General features: G+C 61.6%; 17 protein-coding genes and 1 rRNA gene. 4 read left to right on the top strand and 14 right to left on the bottom strand.

The window, feature by feature from the left end:
* Positions 1-2: 2 nt before the first annotated feature.
* The 13 genes from OX459_RS23420 to OX459_RS23360 all read right to left on the bottom strand — a co-directional run bounded on the left by OX459_RS23420 (position 3) and on the right by OX459_RS23360 (position 12796).
* Entirely contained in the window at positions 3-917 is a 915-nt protein-coding gene (locus tag OX459_RS23420) for a pseudouridine synthase (protein ID WP_289906750.1), read from the bottom strand.
* 1 nt (position 918) lies between these two features.
* The gene (locus OX459_RS23415) at positions 919-1821 is read right to left on the bottom strand and encodes a M48 family metallopeptidase (RefSeq protein ID WP_251350967.1); all 903 of its coding nucleotides are present in this window, start codon (positions 1819-1821) and stop codon (positions 919-921) included.
* Positions 1802-3061, bottom strand: a complete 1260-nt coding sequence (locus OX459_RS23410; protein ID WP_289906749.1) for an AmpG family muropeptide MFS transporter — start codon at positions 3059-3061, stop codon at positions 1802-1804. Before OX459_RS23410 ends, OX459_RS23415 begins: the two co-directional genes overlap by 20 nt.
* Positions 3061-3672, bottom strand: coding sequence for a methionine biosynthesis protein MetW (gene metW, locus OX459_RS23405; protein ID WP_099665555.1), 612 nt, complete (start codon positions 3670-3672; stop codon positions 3061-3063). Before metW ends, OX459_RS23410 begins: the two co-directional genes overlap by 1 nt.
* The gene (locus OX459_RS23400; RefSeq protein ID WP_289906748.1) at positions 3669-4868 is read right to left on the bottom strand and encodes a homoserine O-acetyltransferase; all 1200 of its coding nucleotides are present in this window, start codon (positions 4866-4868) and stop codon (positions 3669-3671) included. Before OX459_RS23400 ends, metW begins: the two co-directional genes overlap by 4 nt.
* A 135-nt stretch (positions 4869-5003) precedes the next feature.
* Complete coding sequence (ptsP, locus tag OX459_RS23395) at positions 5004-6746, bottom strand: phosphoenolpyruvate--protein phosphotransferase (RefSeq protein WP_077408955.1); 1743 nt, start codon at positions 6744-6746, stop codon at positions 5004-5006.
* 44 nt (positions 6747-6790) lie between these two features.
* The gene (locus OX459_RS23390; protein ID WP_034749416.1) at positions 6791-7060 is read right to left on the bottom strand and encodes an HPr family phosphocarrier protein; all 270 of its coding nucleotides are present in this window, start codon (positions 7058-7060) and stop codon (positions 6791-6793) included.
* A gap of 92 nt (positions 7061-7152) precedes the next feature.
* On the bottom strand, positions 7153-7557 hold the full coding sequence (locus tag OX459_RS23385) for a PTS fructose transporter subunit IIA (protein WP_035824452.1): 405 nt from the start codon (positions 7555-7557) through the stop codon (positions 7153-7155).
* Between the two features lie 14 nt (positions 7558-7571).
* A complete protein-coding gene (gene gshB, locus OX459_RS23380; protein ID WP_099665557.1) occupies positions 7572-8528 on the bottom strand; it encodes a glutathione synthase in 957 nt (318 codons plus the stop codon).
* 97 nt (positions 8529-8625) lie between these two features.
* Positions 8626-9924: a glutamate--cysteine ligase gene (gene gshA / locus OX459_RS23375; RefSeq protein ID WP_077399358.1), complete on the bottom strand. Its 1299-nt coding sequence runs from the start codon at positions 9922-9924 to the stop codon at positions 8626-8628.
* 204 nt (positions 9925-10128) lie between these two features.
* On the bottom strand, positions 10129-11667 hold the full coding sequence (gene amt, locus OX459_RS23370) for an ammonium transporter (RefSeq protein WP_285817187.1): 1539 nt from the start codon (positions 11665-11667) through the stop codon (positions 10129-10131).
* An 11-nt stretch (positions 11668-11678) separates the two neighbouring features.
* A complete protein-coding gene (locus tag OX459_RS23365) occupies positions 11679-12017 on the bottom strand; it encodes a P-II family nitrogen regulator (RefSeq protein ID WP_010393464.1) in 339 nt (112 codons plus the stop codon).
* An 11-nt stretch (positions 12018-12028) separates the two neighbouring features.
* Positions 12029-12796: a TorF family putative porin gene (locus OX459_RS23360; RefSeq protein ID WP_289906747.1), complete on the bottom strand. Its 768-nt coding sequence runs from the start codon at positions 12794-12796 to the stop codon at positions 12029-12031.
* A gap of 269 nt (positions 12797-13065) precedes the next feature.
* Here OX459_RS23360 and OX459_RS23355 point away from each other — a divergent pair, with 269 nt between their 5' ends.
* From OX459_RS23355 to OX459_RS23340, 4 genes are all read left to right on the top strand, one after another.
* On the top strand, positions 13066-13314 hold the full coding sequence (locus OX459_RS23355; protein WP_035824443.1) for an accessory factor UbiK family protein: 249 nt from the start codon (positions 13066-13068) through the stop codon (positions 13312-13314).
* 114 nt (positions 13315-13428) lie between these two features.
* Positions 13429-14949: a YifB family Mg chelatase-like AAA ATPase gene (locus OX459_RS23350; RefSeq protein ID WP_289906746.1), complete on the top strand. Its 1521-nt coding sequence runs from the start codon at positions 13429-13431 to the stop codon at positions 14947-14949.
* A gap of 64 nt (positions 14950-15013) precedes the next feature.
* Positions 15014-15559 carry a hypothetical protein gene (locus OX459_RS23345; protein WP_289906745.1) on the top strand — a complete coding sequence of 182 codons (546 nt, stop codon included), beginning with the start codon at positions 15014-15016 and terminating at the stop codon, positions 15557-15559.
* Positions 15560-15739: 180 nt separating this feature from the next.
* Entirely contained in the window at positions 15740-16084 is a 345-nt protein-coding gene (locus OX459_RS23340; protein ID WP_034749443.1) for a DUF1840 domain-containing protein, read from the top strand.
* Positions 16085-16144: 60 nt separating this feature from the next.
* On the opposite strand, the gene rrf is transcribed toward OX459_RS23340, so the two are convergent.
* Positions 16145-16257, bottom strand: a 5S ribosomal RNA gene (gene rrf, locus OX459_RS23335).
* Between the last annotated feature and the right edge of the window lie 3 nt (positions 16258-16260).

The following is a 16260-nucleotide window of genomic DNA, read 5'->3' as shown; positions in this document are numbered from 1 at the left end:
CACTACAGGCTGCGCCGGCTTTCAAAACGGCGCGGCGCGCCGCTCAACGGGTCCGTGAAATCGATCGCACGCGCCAGCAACTGCAAGGGCTGCGACATATCGTCTTCCTTGCACGGCAGGGCCAGCGGATAAAACGCATCGTTGACGATGGGGATGCCCAGCGCGGCCAAGTGCACGCGCAGCTGATGCTTGCGCCCCGTGTGCGGCTGCAGCCGGTACAGATTCAACTCGCCACGCCGCTCGATCACGTCGATGACGGTTTCCGAGTTCGGCTCGCCCGCTTCCTCGCGCATGAGGAAAAACTGCTCCCCCTCGACCATGCGGCTGCGGTAGGTAAATGGAAAATCGCGGCCATCGAGGCGCGGCGCCAGCGCCTCGTACGTCTTGCGCACTTCGCGGCGCTGGAACAGCGATTGATACGCGCCGCGACTGGCCACCTGGCGCGAAAAAATCACCACGCCAGCCGTCTCGCGGTCGAGGCGGTGGATCGGCGTCAGGTCGGCGCAGTCCAGGGTTTTCTTCAGGCGCGTCAGCAGGGTCTCCTGCACGAAGCGCCCGGCCGGCGTCATGGGCAGGAAGTGCGGCTTGTCGACCACCACCAGGTGGTCGTCCTGGAACAGGATCTCTTCCTGGAAGGGGATCGGCGTTTCCCGCTCCAGCTCGCGGTAGTAAAAAATGCGCATGCCGCGCTTGTAGGCGCTGCCGGGTGCCAGCACGGCGCCGTCGCCGTTGACCACTTCGCCGCGCGCCATGCGGTCCCGCCATTGCGCGGCGCTGATCTGCGGATAGCGCTCGAGCAGAAACGCCAGCATGTCGGGCCACTGCCCTTCCGGCAGCCACAGGTAGCTGGGCGCCACGCCGTCGCGCATGGGCAACGGCGCCGCTGCCGGCTTGTTGCCGGGACTGCGTACAGACATCCTAGCGCTGCGCGATGGCGTTGCTGCGGTACGGCGGCAAGGCGTCCACGCTGACGCCTTTGCTGCGCGCGTACAGGGGCAACACTTGCGCCATGTGGCTGTTCATCTGCGAGATGCGGTCCTTGCCCGACGGGTGGGTCGAGAGGAATTCCGGCGGCGCGCCCGCGCTCACAGCCGCCATCTTCTGCCACAGCACCACACCGGCGCGCGGATCGAAACCGGCGCGCGCGGCCAGGTCCATGCCGATCAGGTCCGCTTCGCGCTCATCGTCGCGCGAGAACTTCAGCATCACGCCCTTGGCCGCCATGTTCGTGGCAGTGCTGGTCAGATTCGGGTCGACGCCGAGCCAGGCCGACAGGCCGGCACCCACCAGCTTCGAGCCGACGGCGGCCAGGTTGCCCTTGCCAGCCTGCGCTTGCGAGTGTTCGCGCAAGGCGTGCGAAATTTCATGGCCCATGACGACGGCCACTTCATCGTCGGTCAGGTTCAGTTTGGTGATGATCCCGCTGTAAAAAGCGATTTGCCCGCCCGGCATGCAAAAGGCGTTGACCTCGTCCGAGTTGAGCAGGTTGATCTGCCAGTTCCAGTTGGCCGCCGCATCGTTCCAGCGCGTGGCAAACGGAATGATGCGCTGGGCGATGGCGCGCAGGCGTTTCACTTGCGGATCGCTGTCCGGCACCAGCGCATTTTTTTCCTTCGCTTCGTTGACCAACTGCGTATATTGCTGCTTCGATTCCGCATTGAAATCGGTGCCGCCGGCAAAGATGCGCGACGTCGACAAGGGACGCACCTTGATGCCATCCTGTACCGTCGCCTGCTGGGCGTGGACGGACAGGGGCGCCAGCGCCGTGACCGCGCACAGGCTGGCCAGGACGGTGTAACGTTTAAGGGATATTGGTGCCATTGGCAGACCTCCATGGAGCGATTTTAGGCAGCATCATCATGGCCGGGAAGGCCAGGAAGAAGCACACGATGAAAAACGAGAACCAGCCCAGCTCGGCGACCAGGAAGCCCACCGAGGCATTGATCAGGGTGCGCGGCACGGCGCTCAGGCTGGAAAACAGCGCATATTGCGTGGCCGTGTAGCGCGGGTCCGTGGTGCGCGACAGGAACGCGACAAAGGCGGCCGCACCCAGGCCCAAGCTGGCGAAAGCTTCAAAACCGATCACGGCGCTCAATAGCATGGTGTTCGGCCCCACCTGCGCCAGCCAGGCGAATCCCAGAATCGCGACCGCCTGCAGCGCGCCAAACACCCACAGGCCCCGGTTGATGCCCAGCTTGAGCATCCACACGCCGCCCACCACGCCGCCGGCCAGGCTGGCCCAGAATCCCGTGGTGTTGGCGGCCAGGCCGATCTGCGTCATGCTAAAACCCAGGTCCAGGTAAAACTTCGTCGCCAGCGCCGTGGCCATGCTGTCGCCGATTTTATAGAGTAATACGAAAGCGAGAATCCACATTGCGTTACGCCAACCATCGCGCGCGATGAATTCCTGGAATGGCAAGATGATCGCTTCGCGCATGGTCTTCGGCGGCGAGCCATACACGGTCGGCTCCCTGATCAGCAGGGTGCACACGAGGCCAGGCAGCATGAAGGCGGCCGTGATCCAGAACACGGGCTGCCACGGCATGCGGTCGGCCAGGATCAGCGACAGCGCGCCCGGCACCATGCCCGCCACCTTGTACGCGTTGACGATGACGGCGGCGCCCAGGCCCTGCTCGTTATCGCTGAGGATTTCGCGCCGGTAGGCGTCGATGACGATATCCTGGCTGGCAGACAGAAAAGCCACGCCGCCGGCAGCGGCCGCGATCAGGCCGATCTGCGTGAGCGGATCGAGCATGCCCATGCCGCCGATGGAAAAGAACAGCGCCACCTGCGTCAGGGCCATCCAGCCGCGCCGGCGGCCCAGGCCCAGGATGCGGTAGCGGTCCATCAGGGGCGCCCACAGGAATTTCCAGATGTACGGGAACTGCACCAGGGCGAACAGCCCCAGCGCCTTGACGTTCAAGCCCGACTTGGCCAGCCATGCCTGCAACAGATACAGCAGGATGAACAAGGGCAGGCCGGAACTGAAGCCCAGCACCAGCACGGCCAGCATGCGGCCATTGGCATAGGAACGCCAGCCTGGCGCCGGGCTTGTGCTCATCAATGCACCGCTTTTTTACGCAGGCGGAAGACGGCCAGGTCGCCGCGCAGGTTCGGCAGCACAGAAACCATCTTGCCTTCGGCCAGGGCCACGCATTCGATCACTTCCAGGCCGCATTCCTCGGCCAGTTCGCGGAAGTCGTTGATGGTTGCGCAGCGCACGTTGGGCGTGTCGTACCACTGGTAGGGCAGCGATTTCGACACGGGCATGCGCCCTTTCAGCAATGCCACGCGGTGCGGCCAGTAGGCGAAGTTGGGAAACGACACGATGGCTTCGGCGCCCACGCGCACGATGTCGCGCAGCAGCGGCTCGACCTGTTTCATCATCTGCAGGGACGACAGGCACAGCACCGTATCGAAGCTGTTGTCGCCAAAGACGGCCAGGCCTTTTTCCATGTCCTGCTGGATCACATTGACGCCGCGCAAAGTACTGGCCAATACCTTGTCGTCGGCGATCTCGATGCCGTAACCGCTGCACTCCTTGTCGCTTTGCAGGTACTGCAGCATCACGCCGTCGCCGCAGCCCACGTCCAGCACATGCGCGTTGTCCGGCACCCAGTGGGCGATGAAGGCCAGGTCGGGGCGCAGCGCGCTCAATTCGTCAAAAGTCATGCGGTCTCCTTCGCGCCCTGGCGGACGGCGGTGTGCTGTGCAGGAGCGGGCAAGCCCGCCCCGATGTCGTTCCATACCTGGCCATAATAGGCGCGCACCATGTTCATGTAGCGCGCATCTTCCAGCAGGAAGGCGTCGTGGCCGTGCGGCGCGTCGATTTCCGCATACGTGACCTGGCGGCGGTTGCAGACGAGCGCTTCGACGATTTCCCGGCTGCGCTCGGGCGAGAAGCGCCAGTCGGTGGAAAACGAGGCGAGGAAGAACTTGGCCTTGGTGCCCGACAGGGCCTTGGCCAGGTCGCCGCCGTGCGCGCGCGCCGGGTCGAAATAATCGAGCGCCTTGGTGATCAACAGATACGTGTTGGCGTCGAAGTATTCGGAGAATTTGTCGCCCTGGTAGCGCAAATACGATTCGATCTCGAAATCGATGCCGAAGCCGAACTTGTAGTCGCCCGTCTGCGCCGCATCGCGCAGCTTGCGGCCGAATTTTTCGGCCATGTCGTCATTCGACAGATAGGTGATATGGCCCACCATGCGCGCCACGCGCAAGCCGTTCTTCGGCACCACGCCGTGGGCATAGAAGTCGCCGCCATGGTAATCGGGGTCGGACAGGATGGCCTGGCGCGCCACATCGTTGAAAGCGATATTTTGCGCCGACAGCTTGGCCGTCGAGGCGATCACCACGCAGTGGCGCAGCCGCTCGGGGAACATGATGCTCCACGCCAGCGCCTGCATGCCGCCCAGCGAACCGCCCATCACGGCGGCAAACTGCGCGATGCCCAGTTCATCGGCCAGGCGCGCCTGCGCGCTGACCCAGTCTTCCACCGTGACGACGGGGAAGGAGGCGCCGTACGGCTTGCCGGTGGCGGAATTGGTGTGCATGGGGCCCGTCGAACCGAAGCAGGAACCCAGGTTGTTGACGCCGATGACGAAGAATTTGTTGGTGTCGAGCGGCTTGCCCGGTCCCACCATATTGTCCCACCAGCCCGTGCTTTTCGGCTCGTCCGCATACACGCCGGCCACGTGGTGCGAGGCGTTCAGGGCGTGGCAGACCAGCACCGCGTTCGATTTGTCGGCGTTCAGGGTGCCGTAGGTTTCATACATCAACATATAGTCTTGCAGCGATGCTCCGCTTTGCAGCTGCAAGGGTTGCGCAAAATACATGGTTTGCGGCGAAACAATTCCAATGGATGACATGTGTGTCGGTTTATAAAAGGGGGGCGGCCCCACGGGCCATGGTCGATGCAGCACCGCGATGATAGGTGCTGCAACTTTAGCATCAGGGCACCTCTTGCCGCGCGCGAGGTGTCCTGATGCTGATAAGGTGACAGTTTACATGAGCTGCAGTTGCTGGACAGCTTCCGCGATCACATTTGGTTCCATGGAACGCATAATTTTGCGCATTTGTGGCGCAATCAGGCCAAGATCGCTGTTGAGTATCTCTTGCTTGACTGCCAACAGCTGGGCCGGATGCATGGAAAACTCGCGCAAGCCCATGCCCAGCAGCAAGCGCGTGAGCTTCACGTCGCCCGCCATCTCGCCGCAGACGGCCACGTCGATGCCCGCCTTGTGGCCGGCGGCGATCGTCATGGAGATCAGTTGCAGCACGGCCGGGTGCAGCGGATTGTACAAATGCGCCACTTCATAGTCGACGCGGTCGATGGCCAGGGTGTACTGGATCAAATCATTCGTGCCGATCGACAGGAAATCCATGCGCTTGACGAACATGGGCAGGGCCAGCGCAGCGGCGGGAATCTCGATCATGGCGCCCACTTCGACCTCGTCGTCGAACTTGACGCCGTCCTCGCGCAGGCTGGCCTTCGCTTGCGCGATCATGGCCAGCGACTGGTCGATCTCGAACGCATGCGCCAGCATGGGAATCAGGATGCGCACCTTGCCGAAGGCCGAGGCGCGCAAAATGGCGCGCAGCTGCGTCAGGAACAGCTGCGGCTCGGCCAGGCAGTAACGGATGGCGCGCAAGCCCAGGGCGGGATTCAAGGCCGTATGGTCGGACTGGTCGAGCGGCTTGTCGGCGCCGATGTCGAGCGTGCGGATGGTCACCACGCGCCCTTTCATCGATTGCACCGTGTTGCGGTAAGCCTCGAACTGCTCGTCCTCGGTGGGAATCTTGTGCGCGCGACCCATGAACAGGAATTCGGAGCGGAACAGGCCCACGCCGCTGGCGCCCGATTCCAGCGCGAACGGGCAATCCTCGGGCAGTTCGATATTCGCCAGCAGGGTAATCGGCGTGCCGCATCTGGTGACGGCCGGCGTCTTTTTCAGCTTGCCCAGCTTCTTGCGCGCGCGCTGCATGGCCACCTGGCGCTCGCGGTACTGTTCCAGCACCAGGGGACTGGGGTTGGCGATTACCACGCCCGCGTCGCCGTCGATGATCAGCCAGTCGTCCTGCTCGATCAGCATCGACGCCTGCGACATGCCGACGGCGGCCGGGATATCCAGGCTGCGCGCGACGATGGCCGTGTGCGAGTTCTGACCGCCCACGTCGGTGATGAAGCCGATGAAGGAGCGGTCGCGGAACTGCAGCATGTCGGCCGGCGAGATATCGTGGGCGACGACGATCATCTGCGCCAGCAATTCATCGTCGGCGGCCGCTTTCGGCAGCAGCTGTTCCGTACCCAGCAAGACCTTCAGCACGCGTTCGGCCACTTGCTGGATGTCGGCCTTGCGTTCGCGCAAATACGGGTCTTCAATTTCGTCGAACTGCGCCGACAATTCATCAATCTGCGTCAACAGCGCCCATTCGGCGTTGTAGTGGCGCGAACGGATGATGTCGAGCGGCGCTTCGGCGATCATCGGATCCGACAGGATCAGCGCATGCACGTCGATGAACGCGCCCAGTTCCGTGGGGGCGTCCTTCGGCAGCTCGTTCCACAGGGTTTGCAGCTCCTTGTGGACGGCGGCGATGGCGTTTTGCAAACGCTGGACTTCCGCTTCGATCTGTTCCTGGGCAACCAGGTAGTGTTTGACGTCAAGGGCGGCCGGCGCCAGCAGATGCGCGCGGCCAATGGCGATGCCGCGGGAGACCGGGATGCCGTGGAGCGTGAAAGATGCCATGGGGTGACCTGTCGGAATGCGGCTGCGGCTGCGTTCGGCGGGCATTACTCGCCTTCGCCAAACCTGTCATTAATCAGGGCGGTGAGCGCATCGACACATGCCTGCTCATCATCGCCCTCGGCTTCCAGGGTCACTTTTGCGCCCTTGCCGGCGGCCAGCATCATCACGCCCATGATGGACTTGGCGTTGATGCGGCGCGCGTTGCGGGTCAGCCAGACGTCGCTCTTGAACTTGGCGGCGAGCTGGGTAAATTTGGCGGAGGCGCGTGCGTGCAATCCCAGCTTGTTGATGATTTCGAGTTCTCTTTGAATCATTTTTGTATGGTCTCTATCCCTGAATGCACTACGCTGATGACAATCTTGGCCTATAAAAACCGCCGCCTTCAGGGCGGCGGCCATGCACTTCCTTATTCTCCCACGCGGATGCGGTTATCGACGCGCACGGCGCCGCTTTGCGCACCGGCCAGCGCCATCTCCACCACCACGTCGAGCGTGTCGCGGCGATACGTGATGGCGCGCAGCAGCATCGGCAGGCTGATGCCGGCGATGACTTCCACCCGCCCCGCGTCGGCCAGCTTGTTGCAGCAGTTCGACGGCGTGCCGCCCTTCACGTCGGTAATCACCAGCACGCCGGAGCCGTCGTCGAGACGGCAGATAGCGTCCGACGCCAGCTTTTGCACTTCCGCCAGGTCCTGGTCGGCGACGACGTCGATGGCTTCAAACCGTTCCGTTGGCCCCCGAAACACATGCGCGCAGGCGGCGATGAAAGCCTGTCCCAGCGGTGCATGTGTCATGAGCAAAATCCCTACCATAGTCATTTCACCTTCTAGCGCTGCTGCGCTTGCGCAACGCCATGCTCGACGGCGTCGACAAACATGGCCGCCACGTCAAAGCCCGTCTGCTGCATGATTTCCTGGAAGCAAGTCGGGCTGGTGACATTGACTTCCGTCAGATAGTCGCCGATCACGTCCAATCCTACCAGCATCAGACCACGCGCGGCCAGGATCGGGCCCAGCTTTTCCGCGATTTCCAGGTCGCGCGCCGTCAATGGCTGCGCCACGCCCGTGCCGCCGGCGGCCAGGTTGCCGCGCACTTCCCCCGCCTGCGGGATGCGCGCCAGCGAAAACGGCACCGGCTTGCCGCCGATGACGAGGATGCGCTTGTCGCCCTTGACGATGTCGGGAATAAACCGCTGCGCCATGATGGTCTGTGCGCCGTTCTCGCTCAGGGTCTCGATGATGGCGCCCAGGTTCAGGCCGTCGGCCTTGACACGGAAGATGCCCGTGCCGCCCATGCCGTCAAGCGGCTTGAAGATGACGTCCTGGTGCTTGGCGTGGAAAGCGCGCAGGCGCGCTTCGTTCGACGTCACCAGGGTCGGCGAAGTGAATTCGGAAAACTGGGCAATGGCCAGCTTTTCATTGTTGTCACGGATGGCGGACGGCTTGTTGAAGACGTGCGCGCCCTGCTTTTCCGCCAGTTCCAGCAGATACGTGCCGTACACGTACTCCATGTCGAACGGCGGGTCCTTGCGCTCGATGATGGCGTCCAGGGTCGACAGGCGCACTTCTTCGGTGGAAACGACCTTGTACCAGTCGTGTTCGTCACCCGTCAGCTCGATATGCTGTACCCGTGCCGTGACGATGCCCTCTTCCAGCGCCATGTCCTTCTGTTCAAACGCGTACACGGCGTGGCCGCGTTTGGCCGCCTCGCGCATCATGGCGAAAGTGGAATCTTTGTAAGTCTTGAAGCCTGCCAGCGGGTCGGCAAGGAATGCAATTTTCATGGTGCGTCCAATCGGGGAGCCTGGATAAGGAATGCTTGATTCTAGCCGAGATCGCCGGGCGCGGTAGTCACCGCGCCTGGCAAGCCGCAGGGATGGATCAATACACCTCGGGATTCGGGTCCGTGCGCTCCATTTCCAGCGACGCGGCCAGCAAGGCCAGGCGCGCCACCACGCCATACACATAGAAGCGGTTCGGCGCGGCCGTGCCCGGCTTGGCCTTCAAGTCCGGCACGGCATGCTGCTGGGCAAATGCCAGCGGCACGTACTGCGAGCCGGGCGCGTTCAGGTTCTGGTCCACGCCCTTTTCCGCGTGCACGCGGTAGAAGCCGCCCACCACATAGCGGTCGATCATGTAGACGACCGGCTCGGCCACGGCATCCTTGATGCTTTCAAAGGTCGGCACGCCTTCCTGGATGATGACATCGGTGACAACCTTGCCGTCCTTGACGATGGACATCTTGTCGCGCTGCTTGCGCGACAGGTCGCGCACTTCGCTGGCGTCGCGCACCGTCATGATGCCCGTGCCATACGTGCCCGCATCGGGCTTGACGATGACAAACGGCTTTTCCTTGATGCCGTATTCCTTGTATTTCTTGCGGATCTTGGCCAGCAGCACGTCGACGCTGGCGGCCAGCGCATCTTCGCCCTCGCCTTCCTGGAAATTCACGTCGCTGCACTTGGCGTGGAAGGGGTTGAGCATCCACGGGTCGACATCGATCATCTTGCCGAATTTCTTCACCACTTCATCGTAGGCCGTGTAGTGGTTGCTCTTGCGGCGCAAGGCCCAGCCCGCATGCAAGGGCGGCAGCAGGCTTTGCTCATGAATATTTTGCAAGATATCGGGAATGCCGTCCGACAAGTCGTTATTCAGCAGAATCGTGCACGGGTCGAAATCCTTCAAGCCCAGGCGGCGGCCATTGTTCAGGCGCACGAGGGGCTCGATGACGAGCATGTTGCCATCTGGCAACGCCAACGGTGTCGGCTGGGTGATGTCGGGCGACCAGGAACCGAAGCGCACGTGCAGCCCCGTCTGGCGGAAGATCTGCATCAATCGCGCCACGTTCTGCAGGTATTGCGGCGTGGTGTTGTGCAATTCCGGCACGATCAGCAGGTTGCGGGCATCCGGGCAATATTTGTCGATGGCGGCCATGGCCGCCTGCACGGACAAGGGCAGCATTTCCGTCGCCAGGTTGTGGAAACCGCCAGGGAACAGATTGGTATCGACGGGCGCCAGCTTGTAGCCCGCGTTACGCAAGTCTACCGAGCAATAGAAGGGCGGCGTGTGCTCTTGCCACTCCATGCGAAACCAGCGCTCAATGGCCGGCGTCGCGGCCAGAATCTTTTTTTCGAGGTCGAGCAGCGGTCCGGTCAGGGCCGTGACGAGATGGGGAACCATAGTTACATCCTTAAATTATGTGCAGTATTCAAAAAAGCACACAGAACTGCCGACTATATTACCGTGTAAGTACCCCAAATCGGGGCAAAAGCCTTGTTTTAAAGACCTTTTACATTCCCACAACGAAAAAAAGGCACCTCAATGAGGCGCCTTTTCCAGCAGGACATGCCGCGCCGGGGCGCTGGCATGCCAGATAATTGCTATTTAACCATGGTACGCTTGCTCGCCGTGGCTGGTGATATCGAGGCCTTCGCGCTCTTCCTCTTCCGGTACGCGCAGGCCGATGACGATGTCGACCAGTTTATAGGCAACGAGGGAAACCAGGGCCGACCAGACGATGGTGGTGCCGACCGCTTGCGCCTGCACCCACACCTGATGGCCGATCGAGTACGGATCCGCCGACATCTTGTTGGTGACATAGTCGAAGATGCCCTGGCCGCCCAGTTGTGGTGCAGCAAACACGCCCGTCAGCAAGGCGCCCAGGATACCGCCCACGCCATGCACGCCGAATACGTCGAGCGAATCGTCGGCGCCGATCAGGCGTTTCAGGCCATTCACGCCCCACAGGCAGACGACGCCGGCCAGCAAGCCGATGACGAGGCCGCCCATCGGGCCGACAAAACCGGCCGCCGGGGTGATCGCCACCAGGCCGGCCACGGCGCCGGACGCGCCACCGAGCATGGAAGGCTTGCCCTTGGAAATCCATTCGCCAAACACCCACGACAGGGTGGCGGCGGCCGTTGCCAGCAAGGTATTGACGAAAGCCAAAGCCGCCACGTCGCCCGCTTCCAGCGAGGAACCGGCATTGAAACCGAACCAGCCCACCCACAGCAAGGATGCGCCTATCATGGTCATCGTCAGCGAGTGCGGTGCCATCGATTCGCGGCCGTAGCCGACGCGCTTGCCGATCATGATGGCGCCCACCAGGCCGGCGACAGCGGCGTTGATGTGCACCACGGTGCCACCGGCGAAGTCCAGCGCGCCTTTTTGCCAGATCCAGCCCGCCTTCAGGGCTTCGCTGGCCGAGGTGGCGGCGTTGGTGATCAGGTCAGGACCGGTCCAGAACCATACCATGTGGGCCGCTGGCAGGTAGGCAAACGTGAACCACAGCACGACAAAGGCCAGCACGGCGGCAAACTTGGCGCGCTCGGCAAAGGCACCGACGATCAGCGCGCAGGTGATGGCGGCAAACGTGCCCTGGAAAGCGACGAAGACGAACTCGGGAATGACGACGCCCTTGCTGAAGGTGGCGGCGGCGGCAAACGTGCCCTTGGCCGGATCCCAGATGCCGTTCAGGAACAGGCGGTCGAAGCCACCGAAGAAGGCGGTTTTTTCCGTGAAGGCGATCGAGTAACCGTAGATGCACCACAGCACAATGACCAACGCGAACACCATGAACACCTGCATCAGCACCGACAGCATGTTTTTCGAGCGCACGAGGCCGCCGTAGAACAGGGCCAGGCCGGGGATCGTCATCAAGATCACCAGCAAGGTGCTGATCATCATGAAACTGGTGTCGCCCTTGTTGGCAACGGGCGCGGCGGCTGGCGCGGCAGCGGCCGGGGCCGGAGCGGCGGCAGCCGGTGCTGCTGCGTCAGGCACGGGCGTCACGGCCGGGGCGGCAACGGCCGCGGTCGTGGCCGCCTCCGTCTTGGCGGGCGCATCGGCAAAGCTCGGCGTGGCGACGCCAAACGCACACAGACAGGCTATCCCGGCTAGCAATTTTGTTATATTTTTATGCATCAATATTCCCCTTAGAGCGCTTCGTTGCCGGTTTCACCGGTACGGATGCGGATGACCTGTTCCAGGTTGTAGACGAAAATCTTGCCATCACCGATTTTACCGGTACGCGCGGCGCCTTCGATCGCTTCGATGGCCTGGTCGACAATGGCGTCATCGACGGCCGCTTCAATCTTGGTTTTTGGCAAGAAATCAACGACATACTCGGCGCCACGGTAGAGTTCCGTGTGACCTTTCTGGCGGCCGAAACCCTTGACTTCCGTGACCGTAATGCCTTGCACATTGATAGCCGACAAAGCTTCGCGTACTTCGTCCAGTTTGAACGGCTTAATGATTGCAGTAATCATTTTCATGGCAGTCTCGCTTAAAAGGTTTTGGACACGGTCAGCACGAGACCGGATTTCGCCAGATTCTTGCCATTCGGTGCCATCGAATCGATATTGGCCTTGACGGCTGCCAGGGAAACGGTCGCCACGCCAAAGTCCTTGGTCACGCCGATCTTGTAATCGCTGTAGCTGAGGGAATCGTTGTGCTCGACCTTCTGACGGCCCGCATGCAGGTTCAACATGTAGCCATCATGCACCTCGACGTTGGCGCCCACGTCGAGGTAGCCGCTGTTCTTGCTGTCGGCAACGCCGAACAGATTGGTGGTCGAATGCGAGTATTTGATATACATCGGACCGTAGCCGAGCTGGCCGTACAGCTCGAAGGTGTTGGCATTCGTGCTCAGCCCATTCGATGGGTAGAAGTAGTACAGGCCGCCCACGTCATAGGTAAAATCCTTGCTGATCTCGCCCCGCTTGCCGCCGTAGATATCCCATTCCAGATTGGTATCGCCGCCGCCGTCCTTGATCCATTTGATGCTCGACAGCCAGGTGCCCACATACAGGCCCGTCGGGTTATGGGTGTAGTCGGCACCGCCGCTGACGGCCGGGTTCAAGCGGCTTTGCGAGATGCCGCGGTAACGGTAGTCGCTGGTCAGCGCCACGTTGTAGCTCACCACGTTATCAGGTACGGCTTCGGCCGCAACAGGCGCCGCCACTGCATCCTGGGCCATGGCGCTACCGCACAAGGCGGTCATGGCCAGCGTCAACGCTGCAGCTAAAGTCATGTTCTTGGACAGATTCTTCATGGCGATTCCCTTTTATTGAACTTTTAAAGCGGTTGAGGTTTAAAATCTTGGCTGGAGATCACAAAGCGTTCATACCTTCTTTAGCAGAATACGTGCCAGCTCTCTTGCCACCTTGACAGGTGCATTTCCGTCCATATATACCCTGCACACGGCCAGGAATGCGGCAACGGACTGCTGAAGCACAATGAAGCGCCCAGTTTCGCACCAGATTAACGCCGCTGTGCACCGCAATGGTGCGATGCACAGGCCGCACCATAAAAGGACTGACCATGGACATGAATACCTTCTTTAACGACTTGCAAGGCAAGATCCATCAAGCCATCGAAAACTCGCCGGCCAAGGATATCGAGAAAAATGTGAAATCGATGATGACCCAGGGCTTCGCCCGCCTCGATCTCGTCACGCGCGAGGAATTCGATATCCAGGCGCAAGTACTGGCCAAGACGCGCGCAAAACTGGATGCACTGGAATTGCGCCTGATCGAACTGGAAACGCGCCTGAACGATCCAAAAGCCTAAGCAGCCGCTGCACGCAGGGCGCCGTAATCGGCGACCTTGCTGGCATACCTCAAGCCTCACACCTTTTCAAGCGCTAGACTGATCCTGCCCGCGTCCGCGCTACAGGGGAGTCTGATGAGCCTGGCCGTCCTGAAAAGCCGCGCCCTGGCCGGCATGGAGGCGCCAGAGGTAAGTGTCGAAGTCCACCTTGCCAATGGCTTGCCTTCGTTTACGATAGTCGGCCTGCCGGATACGGAAGTGAAGGAGTCTCGCGACCGCGTGCGTGCCGCACTGCAAAACTGCGGCTTCGAGATGCCGGCGCGGCGCATCACGGCCAACCTGGCGCCGGCAGACTTGCCCAAGGAATCGGGCCGCTTCGACTTGCCCATCGCACTGGGCATCCTGGCCGCCTCCGGCCAGTTGCCGGGCGACCAATTACACCACTATGAATTCGCGGGCGAACTGTCGCTGTCTGGCCAGTTGCGCCCCATCCGCGGCGCCCTGGCGATGACCTTTGCCATGCAGCGCAGCCAGTCGGGCCCGCCACGCGCCTTCATCCTGCCGCAGGCGAACGCGGACGAGGCGGCTCTCGTCAGCGATGCCTGCATCTATCCCGCCCACAGCCTGCTCGAGGTCTGCGCGCATTTTGCCAGGCACGCCAGCCAGACTGCCCTGCAACGCCACCAGCCCGTGCTGGCACCGCGCGCTTTTCCCTATCCCGACTTTGCCGACGTGCAAGGGCAGCTGCAGGCACGACGCGCACTGGAAGTGGCGGCAGCGGGCGGTCACAACATCCTGATGGTAGGACCACCGGGCGCAGGCAAGACCATGCTGGCCAGCCGCTTCCCTGGCGTGCTGCCGCCCATGAGCGATGAAGAGGCGCTGGAATCGGCGGCCGTGCATTCGCTGGGCAGCCACTTCAAGGTGGAACACTGGAAACGGCGGCCCTATCGCGCCCCGCACCAGACGGCATCCGGCGTGGCACTGGTGGGTGGCGGCAACGTGCCGCGGCCAGGTGAAATCTCGCTGGCACACTGCGGTGTGCTGTTTCTCGATGAAATTGCCGAATTCCACCGCCGGGTGCTCGATGTGCTGCGCCAGCCCATGGAATCGGGCGTGATCAGCATTTCACGCGCGGCACGCCAGGCCGAGTTTCCTGCCCGTTTTCAATTGATTGCCGCCATGAATCCTTGCCCGTGCGGCTATCTGGGGCACGCTTCCGGCCGTTGCCGCTGTACGCCAGACGCCGTATTGCGCTATCACAATCGTCTGTCGGGCCCGCTGCTCGACCGTATCGACCTGCAGATTGAAGTGGCCGCCATGCCGCCGACGGCGCTGGGACGACGTGCAGGCGCCGGCGAAAGTACGCAAGCGATCGCCGCGCGGGTAGCGGCAGCCTATGCCTTGCAACTGGCACGCCAGGGAAAAGCGAACCAGCGGCTGAGCAACACGGAAATCGAACAACATTGTCGCCTGGAACCACATGGCGAACAGTTGTTGCATGGCGCCATGACGCGCCTGCACTGGTCGGCGCGTACCTATCACCGGGTGCTGCGCGTGTCGCGCAGTATCGCGGACCTGGCGGGCAGCCCCGCCATCACGCAACCGCATGTTGCCGAAGCGATCCAGTACCGGCGCGTACTGCGCGAGATATAAGGCAAGCGGTGAACCCCGCACGTGCGCGATTGCGCGTGATTGGCAGCGCTGCTACCATCTGCTGATGAAAAAAACATCACTTGCCCTCTTTCTGGCTACGCTCGCGGCCGCCAGCGTCCTGTCCGCCTGCAGCCCGAAATTCGACTGGCGCGACTATCGCAGCCCCGACGCCCAGTTTACGGCCCTGTTTCCGGGCAAACCGGCCGTGCTGACGCGCGAGATCGATCTCGACGGCAAGAAAGTCAGCTTGACCATGACGGCGAGCGAGGTCGATGGCAATACCTTCGCCATCGGCAGCGCCGTGCTCGACAGTGCGGAACAGGCACAAACGGCCCTGCCCGCAATGCAGACAGCCCTGTTGAAAAATATCAATGGTGTCGTGCGCAGCGAGAAATCCGCATCGACGGCCAGCAGCACGGCGGCCGGCAGCCATCAACGCAGCGCGCTGAGCGTCGAAGCGACGGGGATGCAGCAGGGCAAGCCGGTCCTGCTGGTCGGCCGTTTTGTGGCGCAGGACAAACGCATCTTCCAGATCATCATACTCGGTGAAGAAAGCAAGCTGTCGCGTGACACCATCGACACTTTCATAGACTCGGTGAAACTGGATTGAGACTTAACGATCGCTTAAACGGATGTTTTCACGGTAAACACGCTCTTGTAAATACGTACGTTGTCCAACAGATGGGCCTATCCGGCTTGCAAATGTGCAATCCGGGCAATCGGACAGCCTGTGCGACATTTCAAGTCGTGATATTGTTTCGACACTAACAACAAGTTTCAGAAAGCGCTTATGTTGATCTCATTCAAATCCAAATCCTCCCCAGAAGTGCTGATGTACCAGGAACATGCCCAGCGCATCCTCGACATCCTGCACAAGAACCCCACGCGCGGCGTCATCACGCCAGCGGAAGCGGGCGATGCCCTGGCCCTGCTGGAAAAAGAAGTCGCGGAAAGCAAACTGCATCCGGAAAATGACATCGAACACGATGCGCATACGCCGGAAACGCTGGAAGACGGTGAAACAGGCGCCCATGCGCGCGCGCAAAAAGTGCATTTTTCGCAGCGCGCCTACCCCTTGATGGAAATGCTGCGCTCGGCCAAGGCGGAAAATGAAAGCATCACCTGGGGCATCTGATCCGATGAACGCTGCAGACGAAAAAAAACCCCGCACACGCGGGGTTTTTTTATATAACAAGCCTGACGATAACCTACTTTCACACTGGTTGCAGCACTATCATCGGCGCAAAGTTGTTTCACGGTCCTGTTCGGGATGGGAAGGGGTGGGACCAACTTGCTATGGTCATCAGGCAT

Origin of the sequence: Janthinobacterium sp. SUN026 (assembly GCF_030397625.1) — a bacterium.
Lineage (GTDB): Bacteria > Pseudomonadota > Gammaproteobacteria > Burkholderiales > Burkholderiaceae_D > Janthinobacterium > Janthinobacterium kumbetense.
This window is presented reverse-complemented; position numbering and strand designations above follow the sequence as displayed.